Raw genomic sequence first — 17,412 nt, 5'->3', positions numbered from 1 at the left:
GGTCGCCCTCCGCTGTTCTTTCTCCGTCTTCCGTTACCGCTCTACGGTAACGGCTCCCGACAGCGCTCGGCCGCGGTGCCCATGAGGAACACCGCGGCCGTCATGACGCCGTCGTCGAACTCAGGCGGCCTTCTGCCGCAGGGCCTCCATGGCCCGCTGCGTGACCTCGGCCACCTTGCCGAGGGCCGAGATCGTCACGACCAGGCCCTGGGTCTTGTAGTAGTCGATGATCGGCTCGGTCTGCTCGTGGTAGACCTCGAGCCGCTTGCGGACCGTTTCCTCGCTGTCGTCCTCGCGCTGGTACAGCTCGCCGCCGCACTCGTCGCAGACTCCGTCCGCCTTCGGCGGCTTGTACTGGACGTGGAAGGTGTGCGCGCTGTTGTTCCGGCAGGTCCGGCGACCCGCGATCCGCTTGACGACCTCTTCCTCGGGGACCTCCAGGTCGAGCACGGCGTCGAGCCCGATGCTCTTCTCCTCGAGGATCACGTCGAGCGCCTGCGCCTGGCTGAGATTCCTCGGGAAGCCGTCCAGCAGGCATCCACCGGCGGCGTCCGGCTGCTCGAGCCGGTCCTTGGCCATACCGATGGTCACCTCGTCGGGTACCAGCTCGCCGGCGTCCATGTACTCCTTCGCCTGGCGGCCCAGGGGCGTGCCCTGGCTGATGTTGGCGCGGAACAGGTCGCCCGTGGAGATGTGCGGGATCGACAGGTTCTCGGCGAGGTACGCGGCCTGCGTACCCTTCCCGGCCCCGGGAGGCCCGACGAGGACGATTCGCATCAGCGGAGGAACCCTTCGTAGTTACGCTGCTGAAGCTGGCTCTCGATCTGCTTGACGGTCTCCAGACCCACACCCACGATGATCAGGATGCTCGTCCCACCGAACGGGAAGTTCTGGTTCGCTCCGAAGCCTGCCAACGCCGTTGTCGGCACAAGTGCGATCAAGCCCAGGTACAGCGACCCCGGCCAGGTGATCCGATTGAGCACGTAGCTCAGGTACTCAGCAGTGGGTCGACCAGCCCGGATGCCCGGGATGAAGCCACCATACTTCTTCATGTTGTCGGCGACTTCCTCGGGGTTGAACGAGATGGCCACATAGAAGAAGGCGAAGAAAACGATGAGGAGGAAGTACGTGCCCAGGTAATACGGGCCGGTCCCCTGCGTCAGATGCTGCTGGATCCACTGAGCCCAGGGCTCCTTGGAGTTGCTGAACTGCACCAGCAGGGCGGGAATGTAGAGCAGCGAGGACGCGAAGATGACGGGAATCACACCCGCCTGGTTGACCTTCAGCGGAATGTAGGTCGAGGTGCCGCCGTAGGACCTGCGGCCGATCATGCGCTTCGCGTACTGCACCGGAATGCGGCGCTGAGCCTGTTCGACGAAGACCACGAGGCCGACCATCGCGAGCCCGACCAGGATCACGATGCCGAACTCCAGCCAGCCGTCGAGGATCTTGCCTTCGAGCTTGATCGCCCACAGGGCCTGCGGGAAGCTCGCGGCGATCGAGATGAACATCAGGATCGACATGCCGTTGCCGATACCGCGGTCGGTGATCAGCTCGCCGAGCCACATGATCAGCGCGGTACCGGCGGTCATGGTGATGACCATGACGACGGTCACGAAGATCGACTGGTCCGGGATGATGTCCGCGTTGCGAGTGCACTGCGGGAAGAGGGAGCCGGAGCGGGCGGTGGCCACGAGGCCGGTGCCCTGGAGTACGGCGAGGGCGACCGTCAGATAGCGGGTGTACTGCGTGATCTTCGCCTGCCCGGACTGCCCCTCCTTCTTCAGGGCCTCCAGCCGGGGAATGACCACGGTCAGCAGCTGCAGGATGATGCTCGCCGTGATGTACGGCATGATGCCGAGCGCAAAAATCGTGACCTGCAGCAGAGCGCCGCCGCTGAACATGTTGACCAGACCGAACAGCCCCTGGCTGCCCTCGGCCTGCTTCATGCAGTAGTTGACGTTCGGGTAGCTGACCCCGGGGATCGGGATGTGTGCCCCGAGCCGGAACAGCACGATGACGCCCAGCGTGAAGAGCAGCTTCTTGCGCAGGTCGGGCGTCTTGAACGCCCGGGCGAACGCGGTGAGCACGGTGCCTCCTGCGACCCCCGCGTATCGGCGCGAGAGGTGACGGTCTAGAAAGTCGACGAGTACTGGTCAGTCAAAAGCCGCGCGGATGCGGACCGCGCGGCCCGGAGCAGGGCCCCAGGTGCTGCAAGCAACACCGCACGCCACCTTACCGGCGGACATGTCCCCCGTGGAACGACCAACCGGGGATGCCTCATGAGAGGCATCCCCGGCTGAATGCGTCATCGTGCTCAGACGAGCTCGGTGACAGTGCCGCCGGCGGCGGTGATCTTCTCCTTGGCGGAGCCGGAGACGGCGTCGACCGTCACCTGCAGCGCCACGGAGACCTCGCCGGTGCCCAGCACCTTCACGAGCTGGTTCTTGCGCACCGCACCCTTGGCGACCAGGTCGGCCACCGTGACCTCGCCACCCTGCGGGTAGAGCGCGGCCAGCTTGTCCAGGTTGACGACCTGGTACTCGGTGCGGAAGGGGTTCTTGAAGCCCTTGAGCTTCGGGAGACGCATGTGGAGGGGCATCTGCCCACCCTCGAAGCGCTCCGGAACCTGGTAGCGGGCCTTGGTGCCCTTGGTGCCACGACCTGCGGTCTTACCCTTGGACGCCTCACCACGACCGACACGGGTCTTGGCGGTCTTGGCGCCCGGGGCGGGCCGGAGGTTGTGGACCTTCAGCGGCTTGTCCTCCGCCATGTCAGTCGACCTCCTCAACCGTCACGAGGTGGCGCACGGTGTTGGCCATGCCGCGGATCTCGGGACGGTCCTCCTTGACCACCACGTCGTTCAGGCGCTTGAGCCCGAGCGAACGCAGGGTGTCGCGGTGGTTCTGCTTGCTGCCGATGTAGGACTTCGTCTGCGTGATCTTGAGGCGGGCCATTACGCACCCACCCCGGCACGCGCCCGCAGCAGAGCGGCGGGGGCGACGTCCTCCAGCGGCAGGCCACGACGGGCGGCGATCTCCTCGGGACGCTGCAGCCCCTGGAGAGCCGTCACCGTGGCGTGCACGATGTTGATCGGGTTCGACGAACCGAGCGACTTGCTCAGCACGTCGTGGATGCCCGCGCACTCCAGAACGGCGCGCACCGGGCCACCGGCGATCACACCGGTACCGGGGGAAGCCGGCTTGAGCAGGACGATGCCCGCAGCCTTCTCGCCCTGGATGGGGTGCGGGATGGTGCCCTGGATCCGGGGGACCTTGAAGAAGTGCTTCTTGGCCTCCTCAACACCCTTGGCGATGGCGGCCGGCACCTCCTTGGCCTTGCCGTATCCGACACCCACGGTGCCGTCACCGTCGCCCACCACGACCAGCGCGGTGAAGCTGAAGCGACGACCACCCTTCACAACCTTGGCGACGCGGTTGATCGCGACGACACGCTCGACGTAGGCGGTCTTCTCGGCAGCAGAGCCGCCGTCCCGCCGGTCCTTCCGGTCCCGCCGCTCGCCGCCACCGGCGCCGCCACCGCGGCGCTGGGGTCCAGCCATTGGAATTACCTCTCTCGTTTAATCCGCTAGCTACGCAGCGACACAAGGTCGCTGGCGCGACGGGCGGCTCAGAACTTGAGCCCGGCTTCGCGGGCGGCGTCGGCCAGGGCGGCGATGCGCCCGGCGTACTTGTTGCCACCGCGGTCGAACACGACGGCCTCCACGCCGGCGGCCTTGGCACGCTCGGCGACCAGGGCGCCGACCTGCTTGGCCTGAGCGCTCTTGTCACCCTCACCGCTGCGGATCGACGTGTCCAGCGACGACGCCGAGGCCAGCGTGTGGCCCGCGATGTCGTCGATGACCTGCGCGACCATGTGGCGGTTCGACCGCGTCACGACCAGGCGCGGACGCTCCGGCGTACCGGAGACCCGCTTGCGGACGCGGATGTGGCGACGCTTGAGAGCAGCGCCCTTGTAGGCCTTGCCCTTGGCGATCTTCACACCGTATGTCATGGCTTACTTACCAGCCTTTCCGACCTTGCGGCGGATGACTTCGCCCTCGTACTTGACGCCCTTGGCCTTGTACGGGTCGGGCTTGCGCAGCTTGCGGATGTTCGCGGCCACCTCGCCGACCTTCTGCTTGTCGATGCCCTCGACGCTCAGCTTGGTCGGGGACTCCACCTTGAAGGTGATGCCCTCGGGGGCCTCGACGAGAATCGGGTGGCTGTAGCCCAGGGAGAACTCCAGGTTGGAGCCCTTGGCCTGGACGCGGTAGCCGACACCGCTGATCTCGAGCCTCTTGACGTATCCCGTGGTCACGCCGGTGATCATGTTCGCCACCAGCGTGCGGGACAGGCCGTGGAGGGCCTTGTTCTGACGCTCGTCGTTGGGGCGGGACACCGCGAGGGTGCCGTCTTCGCCCTTGGCGATCTCGATCGGCGCGGAAACGGTGGTGGAGAGGGAACCCTTGGGGCCCTTCACCGAGACCGTCCGGCCATCGATGGTGACGTCCACGCCGGCGGGAACCGGGATGGGGAGCTTGCCGATACGCGACATTGCTGTTCCTCCGTTCCCGACTACCAGACGTAGGCGAGGACTTCCCCGCCCACACCCTTCTTGCTGGCCTGCTTGTCGGTGAGGAGACCGTGGGACGTGGAGATGATCGCCACGCCCAGGCCGCCGAGCACCTTCGGCAGGTTGGTGGACTTTGCGTAGACCCGCAGACCCGGCTTCGAAATCCGCTTGATGCCGGCGATCGAGCGCTCGCGGTTGGGGCCGAACTTCAGCTCGAGGACGAGGTTCTTGCCGACCTCGGCGTCCTCGACCTTCCAGCCGGTGATGAAGCCCTCCTGCTGGAGGATCTCCGCGATGTGCGACTTGATCTTGCTGTGCGGCATCGACACGGAGTCGTGGTACGCCGAGTTCGCGTTTCGCAGACGCGTCAGCATGTCTGCGATCGGATCGGTCATGGTCATGATGGCCTTCGGCCTCTCTCGCCGGGGTTTCCTGTCTGCTCCATCCCTCTCCCCGGAACAAGCCGGGACGGGTGCGGTGCGGGGACCTACGGCGTAGTAAGACGGTCTTGGGCGGCAGGCGCCCAACCCCACAATCCTAGGGGACGTGAGGAGGGCTTCCTGCCGACCAGATGCTTACCAAGAGTCCGGTAGCAGCCCGTAAGGGCTGGTTACCAGGAGCTCTTGGTCACGCCCGGCAGCTCGCCGCGGTGAGCCATCTCACGAAGGCACACACGGCAGAGGCCGAACTTGCGGTACACGGAGTGCGGACGGCCGCAGCGCTGGCAGCGGGTGTACGCGCGCACACCGAACTTGGGCTTGCGAGCAGCCTTGGCAATCAGAGCCTTCTTCGCCATCTCGCTCACGCCTCCTTGAACGGGAAGCCGAGGTGACGAAGGAGAGCGCGGCCCTCATCGTCGTTGGTCGCCGTGGTGACCACGGTGATGTCCATACCCCGGGTACGGTCGATCTTGTCCTGGTCGATCTCGTGGAACATGACCTGCTCGGTGAGACCGAAGGTGTAGTTGCCCCGACCGTCGAACTGCTTCGGGGACAGACCACGGAAGTCGCGGATGCGCGGCAGCGCGAGCGACAGCAGGCGGTCCAGGAACTCCCACATGCGGTCACCGCGGAGGGTGACGTGGGCACCGATCGGCTGGCCCTCACGCAGCTTGAACTGCGCGATGGACTTACGGGCCTTGGTGACGGCCGGCTTCTGGCCGGTGATCGTGGCGAGGTCGCGGATGGCGCCCTCGATCAGCTTGGAGTCGCGGGCGGCGTCGCCCACACCCATGTTGACCACGATCTTGGTCAGGCCAGGGATCTGCATGACGTTCTCGTAGGAGAACTCGTCCTTCAGCTTGCCCTGGATCTCTTCGCGGTAGCGCGTCTTGAGACGCGGCGCGTTGGTGGTGGCAGTCATCAGATGTCCTCACCGGTCCGCTTGGCAACGCGGATCTTGTTGCCCTCGTCGTCGAAGCGGTACCCGACGCGGGTGACGACCTTGTTGCCGTCCTTCTCCACCACGAGCTGAACATTGCTCACGTGGATGGGGGCCTCGGTCGTCACGATGCCGCCGGTCTTCGAACCACGAGCGGTCTGGCCGGCCTTGGTGTGCTTCTTGACCCGGTTGACACCCTCGACCAGGACGCGGTCCTCGCGGGGGAAGGCCTGAATGACCTTGCCCTGCTTGCCCTTGTCCTTACCGGTGATGACCTGGACCAGGTCGCCCTTCTTGATCTTCATCGGTTACAGCACCTCCGGCGCGAGGGAGATGATCTTCATGAACTTCTTCTCGCGCAGCTCGCGGCCCACGGGGCCGAAGATACGGGTGCCGCGGGGGTCGCCATCGTTCTTGAGGATGACGGCCGCGTTCTCGTCGAAGCGGATGTACGAGCCGTCCGGGCGCCGGCGCTCCTTCACGGTGCGCACGATGACCGCCTTGACGACGTCACCCTTCTTCACGTTGCCACCGGGGATCGCGTCCTTGACGGTGGCGACGATGACGTCACCGATGCCCGCGTAGCGGCGACCGGAACCGCCGAGAACACGGATGCAAAGGATCTCCTTCGCACCAGTGTTGTCGGCGACTCGCAGTCGCGACTCCTGCTGGATCACGTCTATCTCCTGATCGTCTGCCGGTTCCCGGCAGGGACCGTGTCACGGTCCCTGCCGAGCCTGGCGGAACTGTCCAGAAGGCTGTTGCCTTCAGGCTGTCTTCTTTGGAATTCCCTGACGGGAATTGCCTACTTGGCCTTCTCGAGGATCTCGACGACGCGCCAGCGCTTGGTCGCGGACAGCGGCCGGGTCTCCATGAGGAGGACACGGTCGCCGATACCCGCGGCGTTCTGCTCGTCGTGCGCCTTGAGCTTGTTGGTACGGCGGATGACCTTGCCGTACAGCGCGTGCTTGACGCGGTCCTCGACAGCGACGACGACGGTCTTGTCCATCTTGTCGCTGACGACCAGACCCTCACGGGTCTTGCGGAATCCGCGCTCGGTCTTCTGCTCAGTCACATTCTTCTCGCTCATCAGGCGCTCTCCACCGTCTCGATGCCGAGCTCGCGCTCCCGCATCAGGGTGTAGATCCGGGCGATGTCCTTGCGGACGGCCTTCAGCCGGCCGTGGTTCTCGAGCTGTCCGGTCGCCGCCTGGAAGCGGAGGTTGAACAGCTCCTCCTTGGCCTCACGAAGCTTGCCAACGAGGTCCTCGTTGTTCAGCTCGCGCAGCTCGGACGCCTTGGTTCCGGCCGCCATCACGACTCACCTGCCTCGCGCCGAACGATCCGGCACTTCATCGGAAGCTTGTGCGCGGCGCGGGTGAGCGCCTCGCGAGCAATCTTCTCGTTCGGGTAGGACAGCTCGAACATCACCCGACCGGGCTTGACGTTCGCGACCCACCACTCCGGAGAACCCTTACCGGAACCCATGCGGGTCTCGGCCGGCTTCTTCGTGAGCGGGCGGTCCGGGTAGATGTTGATCCAGACCTTGCCGCCACGCTTGATGTGGCGGGTCATGGCGATACGAGCCGACTCGATCTGACGGTTCGTCACGTAGGCCGGAGTCACCGCCTGGATGCCGTACTCGCCGAACGCAAGCTCGGTGCCGCCCTTGGCCATACCACTGCGCTTCGGGTGGTGCTGCTTACGGTGCTTGACCCTACGGGGGATCAGCATGACGGTCAGGCCTCCGTTCCGGTGCCGTTGGAGGAACCAGCCTCGGCAGCCGGAGCGGCAGCGGCGGGAGCCTCGGCCTTGGGGGCCTCGGCAGCCGGAGCCGACTGCTGCTGCGGCTTGCGGCCGCGGCCGCCGCGCTCGCCACCACGGCCACCACGGGCCGGGCGGTCACCGGCGCCGCGCGACGGGCGGTTACCGGCGCGGGCGGCGGCGTTCTCGGCGCGGACCTCGGCGATGTTCTTGACGTCGCCCTTGTAGATCCAGACCTTCACACCGATACGGCCGAAGGTCGTCTTGGCCTCGAAGAAGCCGTAGTCGACGTTCGCACGGAGCGTGTGCAGGGGCACGCGGCCCTCGCGGTAGAACTCCGAGCGGGACATCTCGGCGCCGCCGAGACGGCCACCGCACTGGATCTTGATGCCCTTGGCGCCGGCCTTCATCGTCGACTGCATGCTCTTACGCATGGCGCGACGGAAGGAGACGCGGGAGGACAGCTGCTCGGCGACGGCCTGCGCGACCAGCTGGGCATCGGTCTCGGGGTTCTTGACCTCGAGGATGTTCAGCTGGACCTGCTTGCCGGTGAGCTTCTCCAGCTCGCCGCGGATACGGTCGGCCTCCGCGCCGCGACGGCCGATGACGATGCCCGGCCGGGCGGTGTGGATGTCGACGCGGACGCGGTCACGGGTGCGCTCGATCTCCACCTTGGAGATACCGGCGCGCTCCATGCCCTTCGTCATCATCCGGCGGATGGCGACGTCTTCCTTGACGTAGTCCTTGTACAGCTTGTCGGCGTACCACCGGGACTTGAAGTCCGTGGTGATGCCGAGGCGGAACCCGTGCGGGTTAACCTTCTGGCCCATTACCGGGTTCCTTCCTTGCTGCTGACGACCACGGTGATGTGGCTGGTCCGCTTGCGGATCCGGTAGGCACGGCCCTGGGCGCGCGGCCGGAACCGCTTCAGGGTCGGGCCCTCGTCGACGTACGCCTCGGATACGAAGAGGCTGCCGGCGTCGGTGTGGTCGTAGTTGTGCGCGGCATTGGCAATGGCGCTGTCCAGCACCTTGCCGACCGTCACGCTCGCGGCCTGCGGAGCGAATCGCAGGACCGCCTGAGCCTCCGTGGCGTTCATGCCACGGATGAGGTCCACCACGCGGCGGGCCTTCATGGGCGTGACGCGGATGTACCGCGCCTGGGCCCTGGCTTCCATGGTTGTCCCTTCGGTGTCTGTCATCGGTCTTCGCTGTTTCCGCAGATCAGCGACGCCGCGACTTGCGGTCGTCCTTCTCGTGGCCGCGGAAGGTGCGGGTCGGCGCGAACTCGCCGAGCTTGTGGCCGACCATCGACTCGGTGACGAACACCGGGACGTGCTTGCGGCCGTCGTGCACCGCGATCGTGTGGCCGAGCATGGCCGGGACGATCATCGAGCGGCGGGACCAGGTCTTGATGACGTTCTTGGTGCCTGCGTCGTTCTGTGCGTCCACCTTCTTGCCCAGGTGGTCGTCGACGAAGGGCCCCTTCTTGAGACTGCGCGGCATCGAACCTGCTCCTAGCGCTTCTTGTTCGTCTTGCGGCGGCGGACGATGTACTTGTTGCTGGCCTTCTTCGGCGAGCGCGTACGGCCCTCCTTCTGACCCCAGGGCGAGACCGGGTGGCGACCACCGGAGGTCTTGCCCTCACCACCACCGTGCGGGTGGTCGACGGGGTTCATCGCGACACCGCGGACGGTCGGGCGAACGCCCTTCCAGCGCATGCGGCCGGCCTTGCCCCAGTTGATGTTCGACTGCTCGGCGTTGCCGACCTCGCCCACAGTGGCGCGGCAGCGGATGTCGACCAGACGAACCTCGCCCGAGGGCATGCGCAGGTGGGCGTGAGTGCCCTCCTTCGCCAGCAGCTGGACGGAAGAGCCCGCGGAACGGGCGATCTTCGCGCCGCCGCCGGGACGCATCTCGATGGCGTGGATGACCGTACCCACCGGGATGTGGCGCAGCGGGAGGTTGTTGCCGGGCTTGATGTCGGCCCCGGGGCCGTTCTCGACCCGGTCGCCCTGGCCCAGACGGGCCGGAGCGAGGATGTAGCGCTTCTCGCCGTCCGCGTAGTGCAGGAGCGCGATGCGCGCGGTGCGGTTCGGGTCGTACTCGATGTGCGCGACCTTGGCCGGCACGCCGTCCTTGTCGTGACGACGGAAGTCGATCACGCGGAAGGCGCGCTTGTGGCCACCGCCCTGGTGGCGAACGGTCACACGACCGGCGTTGTTACGGCCGCCCTTGCTGTGCAGCGGGCGGACCAGCGACTTCTCCGGCGTGGACCGCGTGATCTCGACGAAGTCGGCGACGCTGGAGCCACGACGGCCCGGGGTCGTCGGCTTGTACTTGCGGATTCCCATTTCTCAGTCCTCGTCCGATATCGGACGACTCGGACTCCGTTAGGAGACCGGGCCGCCGAAGATGTCGATACGGTCGCCCTCGGCAAGGGTCACGATGGCGCGCTTGGTGTCCTTGCGCTTACCGAAACCGGTGCGGGTGCGCTTGCGCTTGCCCTGGCGGTTGATCGTGTTGACCCCGGTGACCTTGACCGAGAAGACCGCCTCGACGGCCTGCTTGATCTGGGTCTTGTTCGCACGCGGGTCGACGATGAACGTGTACTTGTTCTCGTCCAGCAGCGCGTAGCTCTTCTCGGAGACCACCGGCTTGACGAGGACGTCGCGGGGGTCCGTGAAGGTCTTGCTGGTGACAGCGGTCGCCTCAGTCATCAGGCGTCGCTCCCTTCGAGCTGAGCGGCCTTGGGACCAGCCACGAAGGACTCGAAGGCGGCCTTGGTGAAGACCACGTCGTCGGAGACGAGCACGTCGTACGTGTTGAGCTGGCCCGGCTCCAGGATGTGGACCTGGGGCAGGTTGCGGGCGGACAGCCACGCGGCCTCGTCGGCCCGGTCGACGACCAGGAGCAGGTTCTTGCGCTCGCTGATCTTGCCGAACAGGGTCTTGGCGGCCTTGGTGGAGATGTCGCCCTCGACCACGCCGGACACGACGTGGATGCGGTTGTGGCGCGCCCGGTCGGAGAGGGCACCGCGCAGGGCGGCGGCCTTCATCTTCTTCGGGGTCCGCTGCGAGTAGTCACGCGGCACGGGACCGTGCACGACGCCACCACCGGCGAACTGCGGCGCACGGGTCGAACCCTGTCGGGCGCGGCCGGTGCCCTTCTGGCGGTACGGCTTCTTGCCACCGCCGCGGACCTCGCCGCGCGACTTGGTCTTGTGCGTGCCCTGGCGGGCAGCGGCCAGCTGGGCGACGACGACCTGGTGGATCAGCGGAACGCTGACCTGCACGTCGAAGATCTCCGAGGGGAGCTCGACGGTCCCGGCCTTGTCGCCTGCCGGCGAAAGGATGTCAATGGTGCTCATCGGTTACCTCAGGCCCCCTTGGCCGCGGTACGGACCAGGACGAGGCCGCCGTTCGGACCAGGAACTGCGCCCTTGATGAGCAGCAGGCCCTTCTCCGCGTCAACGGCGTGAACGGTCAGATTCTGGGTGGTGACCCGCTCGTTGCCCATGCGGCCGGCCATGCGCAGGCCCTTGAACACGCGGCCCGGGGTGGCGCAGCCACCGATGGAGCCGGGCGAGCGGTGCTTGCGCTGCGTGCCGTGGCCGGCGCCGAGGCCGGCGAAGCCGTGGCGCTTCATGACACCGGCGGTGCCCTTGCCCTTGCTGGTGCCGGTCACGTCGACCTTGACACCGGACTCGAACACCTCGGCGGTGACCTCCTGGCCGAGCGTGTACTCGCTGGCGTCAGCGGTACGCAGCTCCACCAGGTGGCGGCGCGGGGTGACATCCGCCTTGGCGAAGTGGCCCTTGAGGGGCTTGTTCACCTTGCGGGGGTCGATCTCGCCGAAGGCGATCTGGACGGCGTCGTAGCCGTCGGCGTCGTCGGTGCGGACCTGGGTCACGACGCAGGGACCGGCCTTGACGACGGTGACCGGGACGACGCGGTTGTTCTCGTCCCACACCTGCGTCATGCCGAGCTTCTCGCCCAGGACGCCCTTGATCTGCTTAGCCATCTCGCGCGTCACCTCAGAGCTTGATCTCGATGTCGACGCCCGCCGGCAGGTCGAGACGCATGAGCGAGTCGACGGTCTTCGGCGTGGGGTCGAGGATGTCGATGAGGCGCTTGTGCGTACGCATCTCGAAGTGCTCGCGCGAGTCCTTGTACTTGTGCGGCGACTTGATGACGCAGTACACGTTCTTCTCTGTGGGCAGCGGCACCGGGCCCGCGACCGACGCACCAGTGCGGGTCACCGTCTCGACGATCTTCTTCGCCGAGGAGTCGATGACCTCGTGGTCGTAGGCCTTGAGCCGGATGCGGATCTTCTGTCCCGCCATGGCTACTTCGTAGTCCTGTCTCTCGTAACGCTCTGGGACCCGGTCACCTTCACCGCCGACCCCCGCGGTCGGGCGTGTCGCAATCCCTTCACAGCTGATTTCCCGAAGGATTTCCCTGCTGGGGGATGCGGCCACGAGACCGCTGGACCGGGGGAAGGACACCCACCGGGTGCCTGGTCGGTACCCCGCTTTGCTTCCCGGAAGATTCCCGTACTTCCGCCCCTGAGAAGGGACGACGAGTACTGCGGGACTCGCTTCCAGTCCTCCCGGCGGGAGGCGCGCAGCATCGGCACTCAACCGAGCAACCTGGACAGTGTGCCATATAGGGCCAGGCGGTCGCGAATCGAGCCCAGGAGAGTACCCCACCACCCTGATCGCGACACCACAGCCGGGGCCGTACGAGCGGCCCGGGATCATGGATCACGCCCGGTCCGCGCCGTATGGGCGGGTACGCGCGGGCACGGGGCGCCTCCGCCGCGGCCGTTCGTCGCCCGCGGAAGCCGGCCGCGCGGCATCTGCGAGGATCGGCCCGCCCGTGGACGACGAGGGCCTCTACCGCGTCGTCGACGCCCTCGACGAGGTCGCGGAGGAGACAGGCAGAGCCGCACCACCGCGGATCGCGATCAACTGGCTGCCGCGGCGCCGACGGCCTCGAGCCTCATGAGGGCTTCGTCCGGCTCAACCCCCCGACGGTGACGGCGAGTTCAGGGCTCACTGCATGAGGCCGGCGCGCCTCTCCCCCGCGCAGAGCCGCCTCTCCCCCACGCGGGCACGAGCAAGGGCCCGTACGGCCGAAGCCGTACGAGCCCTCACCCATTGCTCCTAGGAGCGGCAGGTCACTTGTTGATCTTGGTGACCTGGCCGGCGCCCACGGTCCGGCCACCCTCACGGATGGCGAACTTGAGGCCCTCCTCCATGGCGACCGGCTGGATCAGCTGGACGGACATGGTGGTGTTGTCGCCCGGCATGACCATCTCGGTGCCCTCGGGGAGGGTCACGACGCCGGTCACGTCAGTCGTACGGAAGTAGAACTGCGGGCGGTAGTTGTTGAAGAACGGGGTGTGGCGGCCACCCTCGTCCTTCGACAGGATGTAGGCCTGGGCCTCGAACTCGGTGTGCGGCGTGACCGAACCCGGCTTGATGATGACCTGGCCGCGCTCGACGTCCTCACGCTTGATGCCACGGAGGAGCAGACCGACGTTCTCACCGGCCTGGCCCTCGTCGAGCAGCTTGCGGAACATCTCGATACCGGTGACCGTGGTGGAGGTCTTCTCGGTCTTGATGCCGATGATGTCGACGTTCTCGTTGACCTTGAGGACACCACGCTCGATGCGGCCGGTGACGACCGTGCCGCGACCGGTGATGGTGAAAACGTCCTCGACCGGCATCAGGAACGGCTTCTCGACGTCACGCTCGGGCTGCGGGATGGACTCGTCCACAGCCTTCATCAGGTTGAGGACGGACTCGCCCCACTCCTTGTCGCCCTCGAGCGCCTTGAGCGCCGAGACCTTGACGACCGGAACGTCGTCGCCCGGGAACTCGTACTCGGAGAGCAGCTCGCGGACCTCGAGCTCGACGAGCTCCAGGATCTCCTCGTCGTCGACCATGTCGGCCTTGTTCAGGGCGACGACGATGTACGGAACGCCGACCTGGCGGGCCAGGAGCACGTGCTCCTTGGTCTGCGGCATCGGGCCGTCGGTCGCGGCGACCACGAGGATGGCGCCGTCCATCTGCGCCGCACCGGTGATCATGTTCTTGATGTAGTCCGCGTGACCCGGGCAGTCAACGTGGGCGTAGTGACGCGTCTCGGTCTGGTACTCGACGTGCGCGATGGAGATCGTGATACCGCGCTGGCGCTCCTCAGGAGCCTTGTCGATCTGGTCAAAGGCCGAGGCCTCGTTCAGCTCCGGGTACGCGTCGTGCAGCACCTTGGTGATCGCCGCGGTAAGAGTGGTCTTACCGTGGTCGATGTGACCGATGGTGCCGATGTTGACGTGCGGCTTAGTCCGCTCGAACTTCGCCTTCGCCACTGGGGTCCTCCTGTGGACTGGTGCTGTACTCCACCCGCGCTTTGCGAGTGGGTTCAGGTGGTCTTACCGAATCGACCAGGACCCCGAGGGGATGCCCTTGGCCGTATTCGCTTGGGGGCGGGCCGCGGGGCCCGCCGCAAAGCGGTTGCTTTGCGACGGATTGCCCCGATGCCTTTGCTCCAGCCTAAAGCGTAAGAAACGTGGGCGGAGCCCCGTTACTCACCCTTGGCCTTCGCGATGATCTCCTCCGCGACGTTCCTCGGAACCTCGGCGTAGGAGTCGAACTGCATGGAGTAGCTGGCGCGACCGGAGGTCTTGCTGCGCAGGTCCCCGACGTAGCCGAACATCTCCGACAGCGGCACCAGACCGGTGACCAGCTTGGCGCCGGACCGCTCTTCCATCGACTGGATCTGACCGCGGCGGGAGTTGATGTCGCCGATCACGTCGCCCATGTAGTCCTCGGGCGTCGTGACCTCGACCTTCATCATCGGCTCGAGCAGGGCCGGGCTGGCCTTGCGGGCGGCCTCCTTGAAGGCCATCGAACCGGCGATCTTGAAGGCGAGTTCGGAGGAGTCGACGTCGTGGTAGGCGCCGTCGAGCAGCGTCACCTTCACGCCGGTCAGCGGGTAGCCGGCCAGCACGCCGAACTCCATGGCCTCCTGGCAGCCCGCGTCCACGGACGGGATGTACTCCCGCGGGATACGGCCACCGGTGACCTTGTTCTCGAACTCGTACCCGTCGCCCTCGAGGGGCGCGATCGCGATCTGCACCTTCGCGAACTGGCCGGAACCACCAGTCTGCTTCTTGTGCGTGTAGTCGACCCGGTCGACGGCCTTACGGAGCGTCTCGCGGTAGGCGACCTGCGGCTTGCCGACGTTCGCCTCGACCTTGAACTCGCGCTTCATACGGTCGACCAGCACGTCGAGGTGCAGCTCGCCCATACCCGCGATGATCGTCTGGCCGGTCTCCTCATCGGTGTTGACCTGGAAGGACGGGTCCTCCTCGGCCAGCCGCTGGATCGCGACGCCCAGCTTCTCCTGGTCGCCCTTCGACTTGGGCTCGATCGCGACCTGGATGACCGGGGCCGGGAAGTCCATCGACTCCAGGATCACCGGGTTCGAACCGTCGCAGAGGGTCTCACCGGTGGTGGTCTGCTTCAGACCCATGACGGCGACGATGTCGCCGGCACCCACCGACTCGATCTCCTCACGCTTGTTCGCGTGCATCCGGTAGATCTTGCCGATGCGCTCCTTCTTGCCCTTGACCGAGTTCTGCACCTGCGTGCCGGTCACCATGCGGCCCGAGTAGACCCGGACGAAGGTGAGCTTGCCGAGGTGCGGGTCGCTCATGATCTTGAAGGCGAGGCCGGCGAACGGCTCCTCGTCGGACGGCTTGCGGGTGACGACCTGCTCGGCGTCGTTGACCGCGTGGCCCTCGATCGCCTCGATGTCGATCGGCGACGGCAGGTAGCGCACGACCGCGTCGAGCAGGGGCTGAACGCCCTTGTTCTTGAACGCGGTACCACAGAACACCGGGGTGACCGTGGTGTCGCCGCCCTTGCCGGAGTTGATGGTGATGCGGCGGATCGCCGCCATCAGCTGCTCCTCGGTGGGCTCCTGGCCCTCGAGGTACAGCTCCATCATCTCCTCGTCGTTCTCGGCGACGGCCTCGAGCAGCTTGCCGCGCCACTCGTCGGCCGCCTCGACGTGGGTGTCGGGGATGTCGACGGTGTCGTACATCTCGCCCTTGGTCGCCTCGGCGGACCAGACGAGAGCCTTCATACGAACCAGGTCGACGACGCCCTTGAAGTCGGCCTCGGCACCGATCGGGAGCTGCATGACCAGCGGCGTCGCGCCCAGCCGGTCGACGATCATGTCGACACAGCGGTGGAACTCGGCGCCGGTGCGGTCCAGCTTGTTGACGAAGCAGATACGCGGAACGCGGTAGCGGTCCGCCTGACGCCACACCGTCTCGGACTGGGGCTCGACACCGGCGACACCGTCGAACACCGTCACGGCACCGTCGAGCACGCGCAGCGAACGCTCCACCTCGACGGTGAAGTCGACGTGCCCGGGGGTGTCGATGATGTTGATGGTGTGGTCGACGTCGTCCATGGGCCAGTGGCAGGTCGTCGCGGCGGACGTGATGGTGATGCCGCGCTCCTGCTCCTGCTCCATCCAGTCCATCGTGGCAGCGCCGTCGTGGACCTCACCGATCTTGTAGCTCACACCGGTGTAGAACAGGATCCGCTCGGTGGTGGTCGTCTTGCCCGCGTCGATGTGGGCCATGATCCCGATGTTGCGGACCTTGGCCAGGTCAAGTGAAGTGGTGGCCATAAGGCTCAGTCTTCTCTCGGATCTCGATGGGGTAGCGACTACCAGCGGTAGTGCGCGAAGGCCTTGTTGGACTCGGCCATCTTGTGGGTGTCCTCGCGGCGCTTGACGGAGGCGCCCAGACCATTGCTGGCGTCCAGCAGCTCGTTCATCAGGCGCTCGGTCATGGTCTTCTCACGACGGGCGCGCGAGTAACCGACGAGCCAGCGCAGCGCGAGGGTGGAGGCGCGGCCGGGCTTGACCTCGACCGGCACCTGGTAGGTGGCGCCACCGACACGGCGGGACTTGACCTCAAGGGTCGGCTTGATGTTCTCCAGCGCGCGCTTGAGCGTGATGACCGGGTCGTTGCCGGACTTCTCGCGCAGGCCCTCCATGGCGCCGTACACGATGCGCTCTGCGGTGGAGCGCTTGCCGTTCAGCAGCACCTTGTTGATCAGCGAGGTGACCAGAGGAGAACCGTAGACCGGGTCGATGATGACCGGGCGCTTCGGGGCGGGGCCCTTACGAGGCATGCTTACTTCTCCTTCTTGGCGCCGTAACGGCTGCGGGCCTGCTTGCGGTTCTTGACACCCTGGGTGTCGAGCGAACCGCGGATGATCTTGTAGCGAACACCCGGCAGGTCCTTCACACGGCCACCACGCACGAGCACGATGGAGTGCTCCTGCAGGTTGTGTCCCTCACCCGGGATGTAGGCCGTGACCTCGATGCCGCTGGTCAGACGCACACGCGCGACCTTGCGGAGGGCCGAGTTCGGCTTCTTCGGGGTGGTCGTGAACACACGCGTGCAGACGCCGCGGCGCTGAGGGGATCCTTCGAGCGCGGGCGTCTTGTTCTTCTCGACCTTGTCCTGCCGGCCCTTTCGGACCAGCTGCTGGATCGTAGGCACCGTTTCTCCGGTTTCTGTGTGCCGTCTAGTGAAGCTAACCTGGGGCACCTCCGACCCACGCGGTCGGGTGTGTCGCGAACCCCACACGTACTCCGTGAACG

General features: G+C 66.3%; 28 protein-coding genes. 1 reads left to right on the top strand and 27 read right to left on the bottom strand.

The annotated features are described in order from the left end of the window. Positions 1 to 120: 120 nt before the first annotated feature. The 23 genes from ABZ822_RS16735 to rpsJ form a co-directional block, all read right to left on the bottom strand. Complete coding sequence (locus ABZ822_RS16735; protein ID WP_360853565.1) at positions 121 to 777, bottom strand: adenylate kinase; 657 nt, start codon at positions 775 to 777, stop codon at positions 121 to 123. Next, the gene (gene secY / locus ABZ822_RS16730) at positions 777 to 2,090 is read right to left on the bottom strand and encodes a preprotein translocase subunit SecY (RefSeq protein ID WP_360853562.1); all 1,314 of its coding nucleotides are present in this window, start codon (positions 2,088 to 2,090) and stop codon (positions 777 to 779) included. Before secY ends, ABZ822_RS16735 begins: the two co-directional genes overlap by 1 nt. Before the next feature lie 227 nt (positions 2,091 to 2,317). Further along, the gene (gene rplO, locus ABZ822_RS16725; protein ID WP_360853559.1) at positions 2,318 to 2,773 is read right to left on the bottom strand and encodes a 50S ribosomal protein L15; all 456 of its coding nucleotides are present in this window, start codon (positions 2,771 to 2,773) and stop codon (positions 2,318 to 2,320) included. A 1-nt stretch (position 2,774) separates the two neighbouring features. Next, positions 2,775 to 2,957 carry a 50S ribosomal protein L30 gene (gene rpmD, locus ABZ822_RS16720; protein WP_351511179.1) on the bottom strand — a complete coding sequence of 61 codons (183 nt, stop codon included), beginning with the start codon at positions 2,955 to 2,957 and terminating at the stop codon, positions 2,775 to 2,777. Beyond that, on the bottom strand, positions 2,957 to 3,562 hold the full coding sequence (gene rpsE, locus ABZ822_RS16715) for a 30S ribosomal protein S5 (protein WP_360853556.1): 606 nt from the start codon (positions 3,560 to 3,562) through the stop codon (positions 2,957 to 2,959). The genes rpmD and rpsE overlap by 1 nt, the downstream gene beginning before the upstream one ends. A 68-nt stretch (positions 3,563 to 3,630) precedes the next feature. Beyond that, positions 3,631 to 4,014, bottom strand: coding sequence for a 50S ribosomal protein L18 (gene rplR / locus ABZ822_RS16710; protein ID WP_360853553.1), 384 nt, complete (start codon positions 4,012 to 4,014; stop codon positions 3,631 to 3,633). 3 nt (positions 4,015 to 4,017) lie between these two features. Beyond that, entirely contained in the window at positions 4,018 to 4,557 is a 540-nt protein-coding gene (gene rplF, locus ABZ822_RS16705; protein WP_360853550.1) for a 50S ribosomal protein L6, read from the bottom strand. Between the two features lie 20 nt (positions 4,558 to 4,577). After that, positions 4,578 to 4,976, bottom strand: a complete 399-nt coding sequence (gene rpsH / locus ABZ822_RS16700) for a 30S ribosomal protein S8 (protein ID WP_360853547.1) — start codon at positions 4,974 to 4,976, stop codon at positions 4,578 to 4,580. Between the two features lie 209 nt (positions 4,977 to 5,185). Next, a complete protein-coding gene (locus ABZ822_RS16695) occupies positions 5,186 to 5,371 on the bottom strand; it encodes a type Z 30S ribosomal protein S14 (RefSeq protein WP_003956452.1) in 186 nt (61 codons plus the stop codon). A gap of 5 nt (positions 5,372 to 5,376) precedes the next feature. Continuing rightward, positions 5,377 to 5,937, bottom strand: coding sequence for a 50S ribosomal protein L5 (rplE, locus tag ABZ822_RS16690; protein ID WP_360853544.1), 561 nt, complete (start codon positions 5,935 to 5,937; stop codon positions 5,377 to 5,379). Next, positions 5,937 to 6,260 carry a 50S ribosomal protein L24 gene (gene rplX / locus ABZ822_RS16685; protein WP_030062892.1) on the bottom strand — a complete coding sequence of 108 codons (324 nt, stop codon included), beginning with the start codon at positions 6,258 to 6,260 and terminating at the stop codon, positions 5,937 to 5,939. The genes rplE and rplX overlap by 1 nt, the downstream gene beginning before the upstream one ends. A 3-nt stretch (positions 6,261 to 6,263) precedes the next feature. After that, entirely contained in the window at positions 6,264 to 6,632 is a 369-nt protein-coding gene (gene rplN, locus ABZ822_RS16680) for a 50S ribosomal protein L14 (protein WP_003998823.1), read from the bottom strand. A 128-nt stretch (positions 6,633 to 6,760) separates the two neighbouring features. Continuing rightward, positions 6,761 to 7,045, bottom strand: a complete 285-nt coding sequence (gene rpsQ, locus ABZ822_RS16675) for a 30S ribosomal protein S17 (RefSeq protein ID WP_360853540.1) — start codon at positions 7,043 to 7,045, stop codon at positions 6,761 to 6,763. Further along, positions 7,045 to 7,269 carry a 50S ribosomal protein L29 gene (gene rpmC, locus ABZ822_RS16670; protein ID WP_009715874.1) on the bottom strand — a complete coding sequence of 75 codons (225 nt, stop codon included), beginning with the start codon at positions 7,267 to 7,269 and terminating at the stop codon, positions 7,045 to 7,047. The genes rpsQ and rpmC overlap by 1 nt, the downstream gene beginning before the upstream one ends. Further along, positions 7,269 to 7,688, bottom strand: coding sequence for a 50S ribosomal protein L16 (gene rplP, locus ABZ822_RS16665; RefSeq protein WP_055470929.1), 420 nt, complete (start codon positions 7,686 to 7,688; stop codon positions 7,269 to 7,271). Before rplP ends, rpmC begins: the two co-directional genes overlap by 1 nt. Before the next feature lie 5 nt (positions 7,689 to 7,693). Then, on the bottom strand, positions 7,694 to 8,548 hold the full coding sequence (gene rpsC / locus ABZ822_RS16660) for a 30S ribosomal protein S3 (protein WP_360853536.1): 855 nt from the start codon (positions 8,546 to 8,548) through the stop codon (positions 7,694 to 7,696). Then, on the bottom strand, positions 8,548 to 8,895 hold the full coding sequence (gene rplV, locus ABZ822_RS16655) for a 50S ribosomal protein L22 (RefSeq protein ID WP_360853533.1): 348 nt from the start codon (positions 8,893 to 8,895) through the stop codon (positions 8,548 to 8,550). Before rplV ends, rpsC begins: the two co-directional genes overlap by 1 nt. A gap of 46 nt (positions 8,896 to 8,941) precedes the next feature. Continuing rightward, positions 8,942 to 9,223 (bottom strand): 30S ribosomal protein S19, encoded by a 282-nt coding sequence (gene rpsS, locus ABZ822_RS16650; RefSeq protein WP_360853530.1) that lies wholly within the window; start codon positions 9,221 to 9,223, stop codon positions 8,942 to 8,944. 11 nt (positions 9,224 to 9,234) lie between these two features. Then, positions 9,235 to 10,071 carry a 50S ribosomal protein L2 gene (rplB, locus tag ABZ822_RS16645; RefSeq protein ID WP_360853526.1) on the bottom strand — a complete coding sequence of 279 codons (837 nt, stop codon included), beginning with the start codon at positions 10,069 to 10,071 and terminating at the stop codon, positions 9,235 to 9,237. A 39-nt stretch (positions 10,072 to 10,110) separates the two neighbouring features. Next, a complete protein-coding gene (gene rplW / locus ABZ822_RS16640) occupies positions 10,111 to 10,437 on the bottom strand; it encodes a 50S ribosomal protein L23 (RefSeq protein ID WP_262705012.1) in 327 nt (108 codons plus the stop codon). Beyond that, positions 10,437 to 11,087 (bottom strand): 50S ribosomal protein L4, encoded by a 651-nt coding sequence (gene rplD, locus ABZ822_RS16635; protein WP_360853522.1) that lies wholly within the window; start codon positions 11,085 to 11,087, stop codon positions 10,437 to 10,439. Before rplD ends, rplW begins: the two co-directional genes overlap by 1 nt. Before the next feature lie 8 nt (positions 11,088 to 11,095). Continuing rightward, positions 11,096 to 11,740 (bottom strand): 50S ribosomal protein L3, encoded by a 645-nt coding sequence (gene rplC / locus ABZ822_RS16630; RefSeq protein WP_254746274.1) that lies wholly within the window; start codon positions 11,738 to 11,740, stop codon positions 11,096 to 11,098. Positions 11,741 to 11,753: 13 nt separating this feature from the next. Then, entirely contained in the window at positions 11,754 to 12,062 is a 309-nt protein-coding gene (gene rpsJ / locus ABZ822_RS16625; RefSeq protein ID WP_003948644.1) for a 30S ribosomal protein S10, read from the bottom strand. A 535-nt stretch (positions 12,063 to 12,597) separates the two neighbouring features. On the opposite strand from rpsJ, the gene ABZ822_RS16620 reads away from it, so the two are divergent. After that, positions 12,598 to 12,726, top strand: a complete 129-nt coding sequence (locus tag ABZ822_RS16620) for a hypothetical protein (protein ID WP_360853519.1) — start codon at positions 12,598 to 12,600, stop codon at positions 12,724 to 12,726. Positions 12,727 to 12,898: 172 nt separating this feature from the next. Here ABZ822_RS16620 and tuf read toward each other — a convergent pair whose 3' ends face one another. The 4 genes from tuf to rpsL form a co-directional block, all read right to left on the bottom strand. Then, positions 12,899 to 14,092: an elongation factor Tu gene (tuf, locus tag ABZ822_RS16615; RefSeq protein WP_360853516.1), complete on the bottom strand. Its 1,194-nt coding sequence runs from the start codon at positions 14,090 to 14,092 to the stop codon at positions 12,899 to 12,901. A 215-nt stretch (positions 14,093 to 14,307) separates the two neighbouring features. Next, positions 14,308 to 16,428 carry an elongation factor G gene (gene fusA / locus ABZ822_RS16610; protein WP_360853513.1) on the bottom strand — a complete coding sequence of 707 codons (2,121 nt, stop codon included), beginning with the start codon at positions 16,426 to 16,428 and terminating at the stop codon, positions 14,308 to 14,310. A gap of 38 nt (positions 16,429 to 16,466) precedes the next feature. Beyond that, positions 16,467 to 16,937, bottom strand: a complete 471-nt coding sequence (rpsG, locus tag ABZ822_RS16605) for a 30S ribosomal protein S7 (RefSeq protein WP_360853510.1) — start codon at positions 16,935 to 16,937, stop codon at positions 16,467 to 16,469. A 2-nt stretch (positions 16,938 to 16,939) separates the two neighbouring features. Then, positions 16,940 to 17,311 (bottom strand): 30S ribosomal protein S12, encoded by a 372-nt coding sequence (gene rpsL / locus ABZ822_RS16600; protein WP_003948652.1) that lies wholly within the window; start codon positions 17,309 to 17,311, stop codon positions 16,940 to 16,942. Positions 17,312 to 17,412 lie beyond the last annotated feature (101 nt).

Origin of the sequence: Streptomyces sp. NPDC047108, from assembly GCF_040643575.1 — a bacterium.
Taxonomy (GTDB): domain Bacteria; phylum Actinomycetota; class Actinomycetes; order Streptomycetales; family Streptomycetaceae; genus Streptomyces.
Note: the sequence above shows the minus strand (reverse complement) of the source record. Positions and strands in the feature narration are given on the sequence as shown.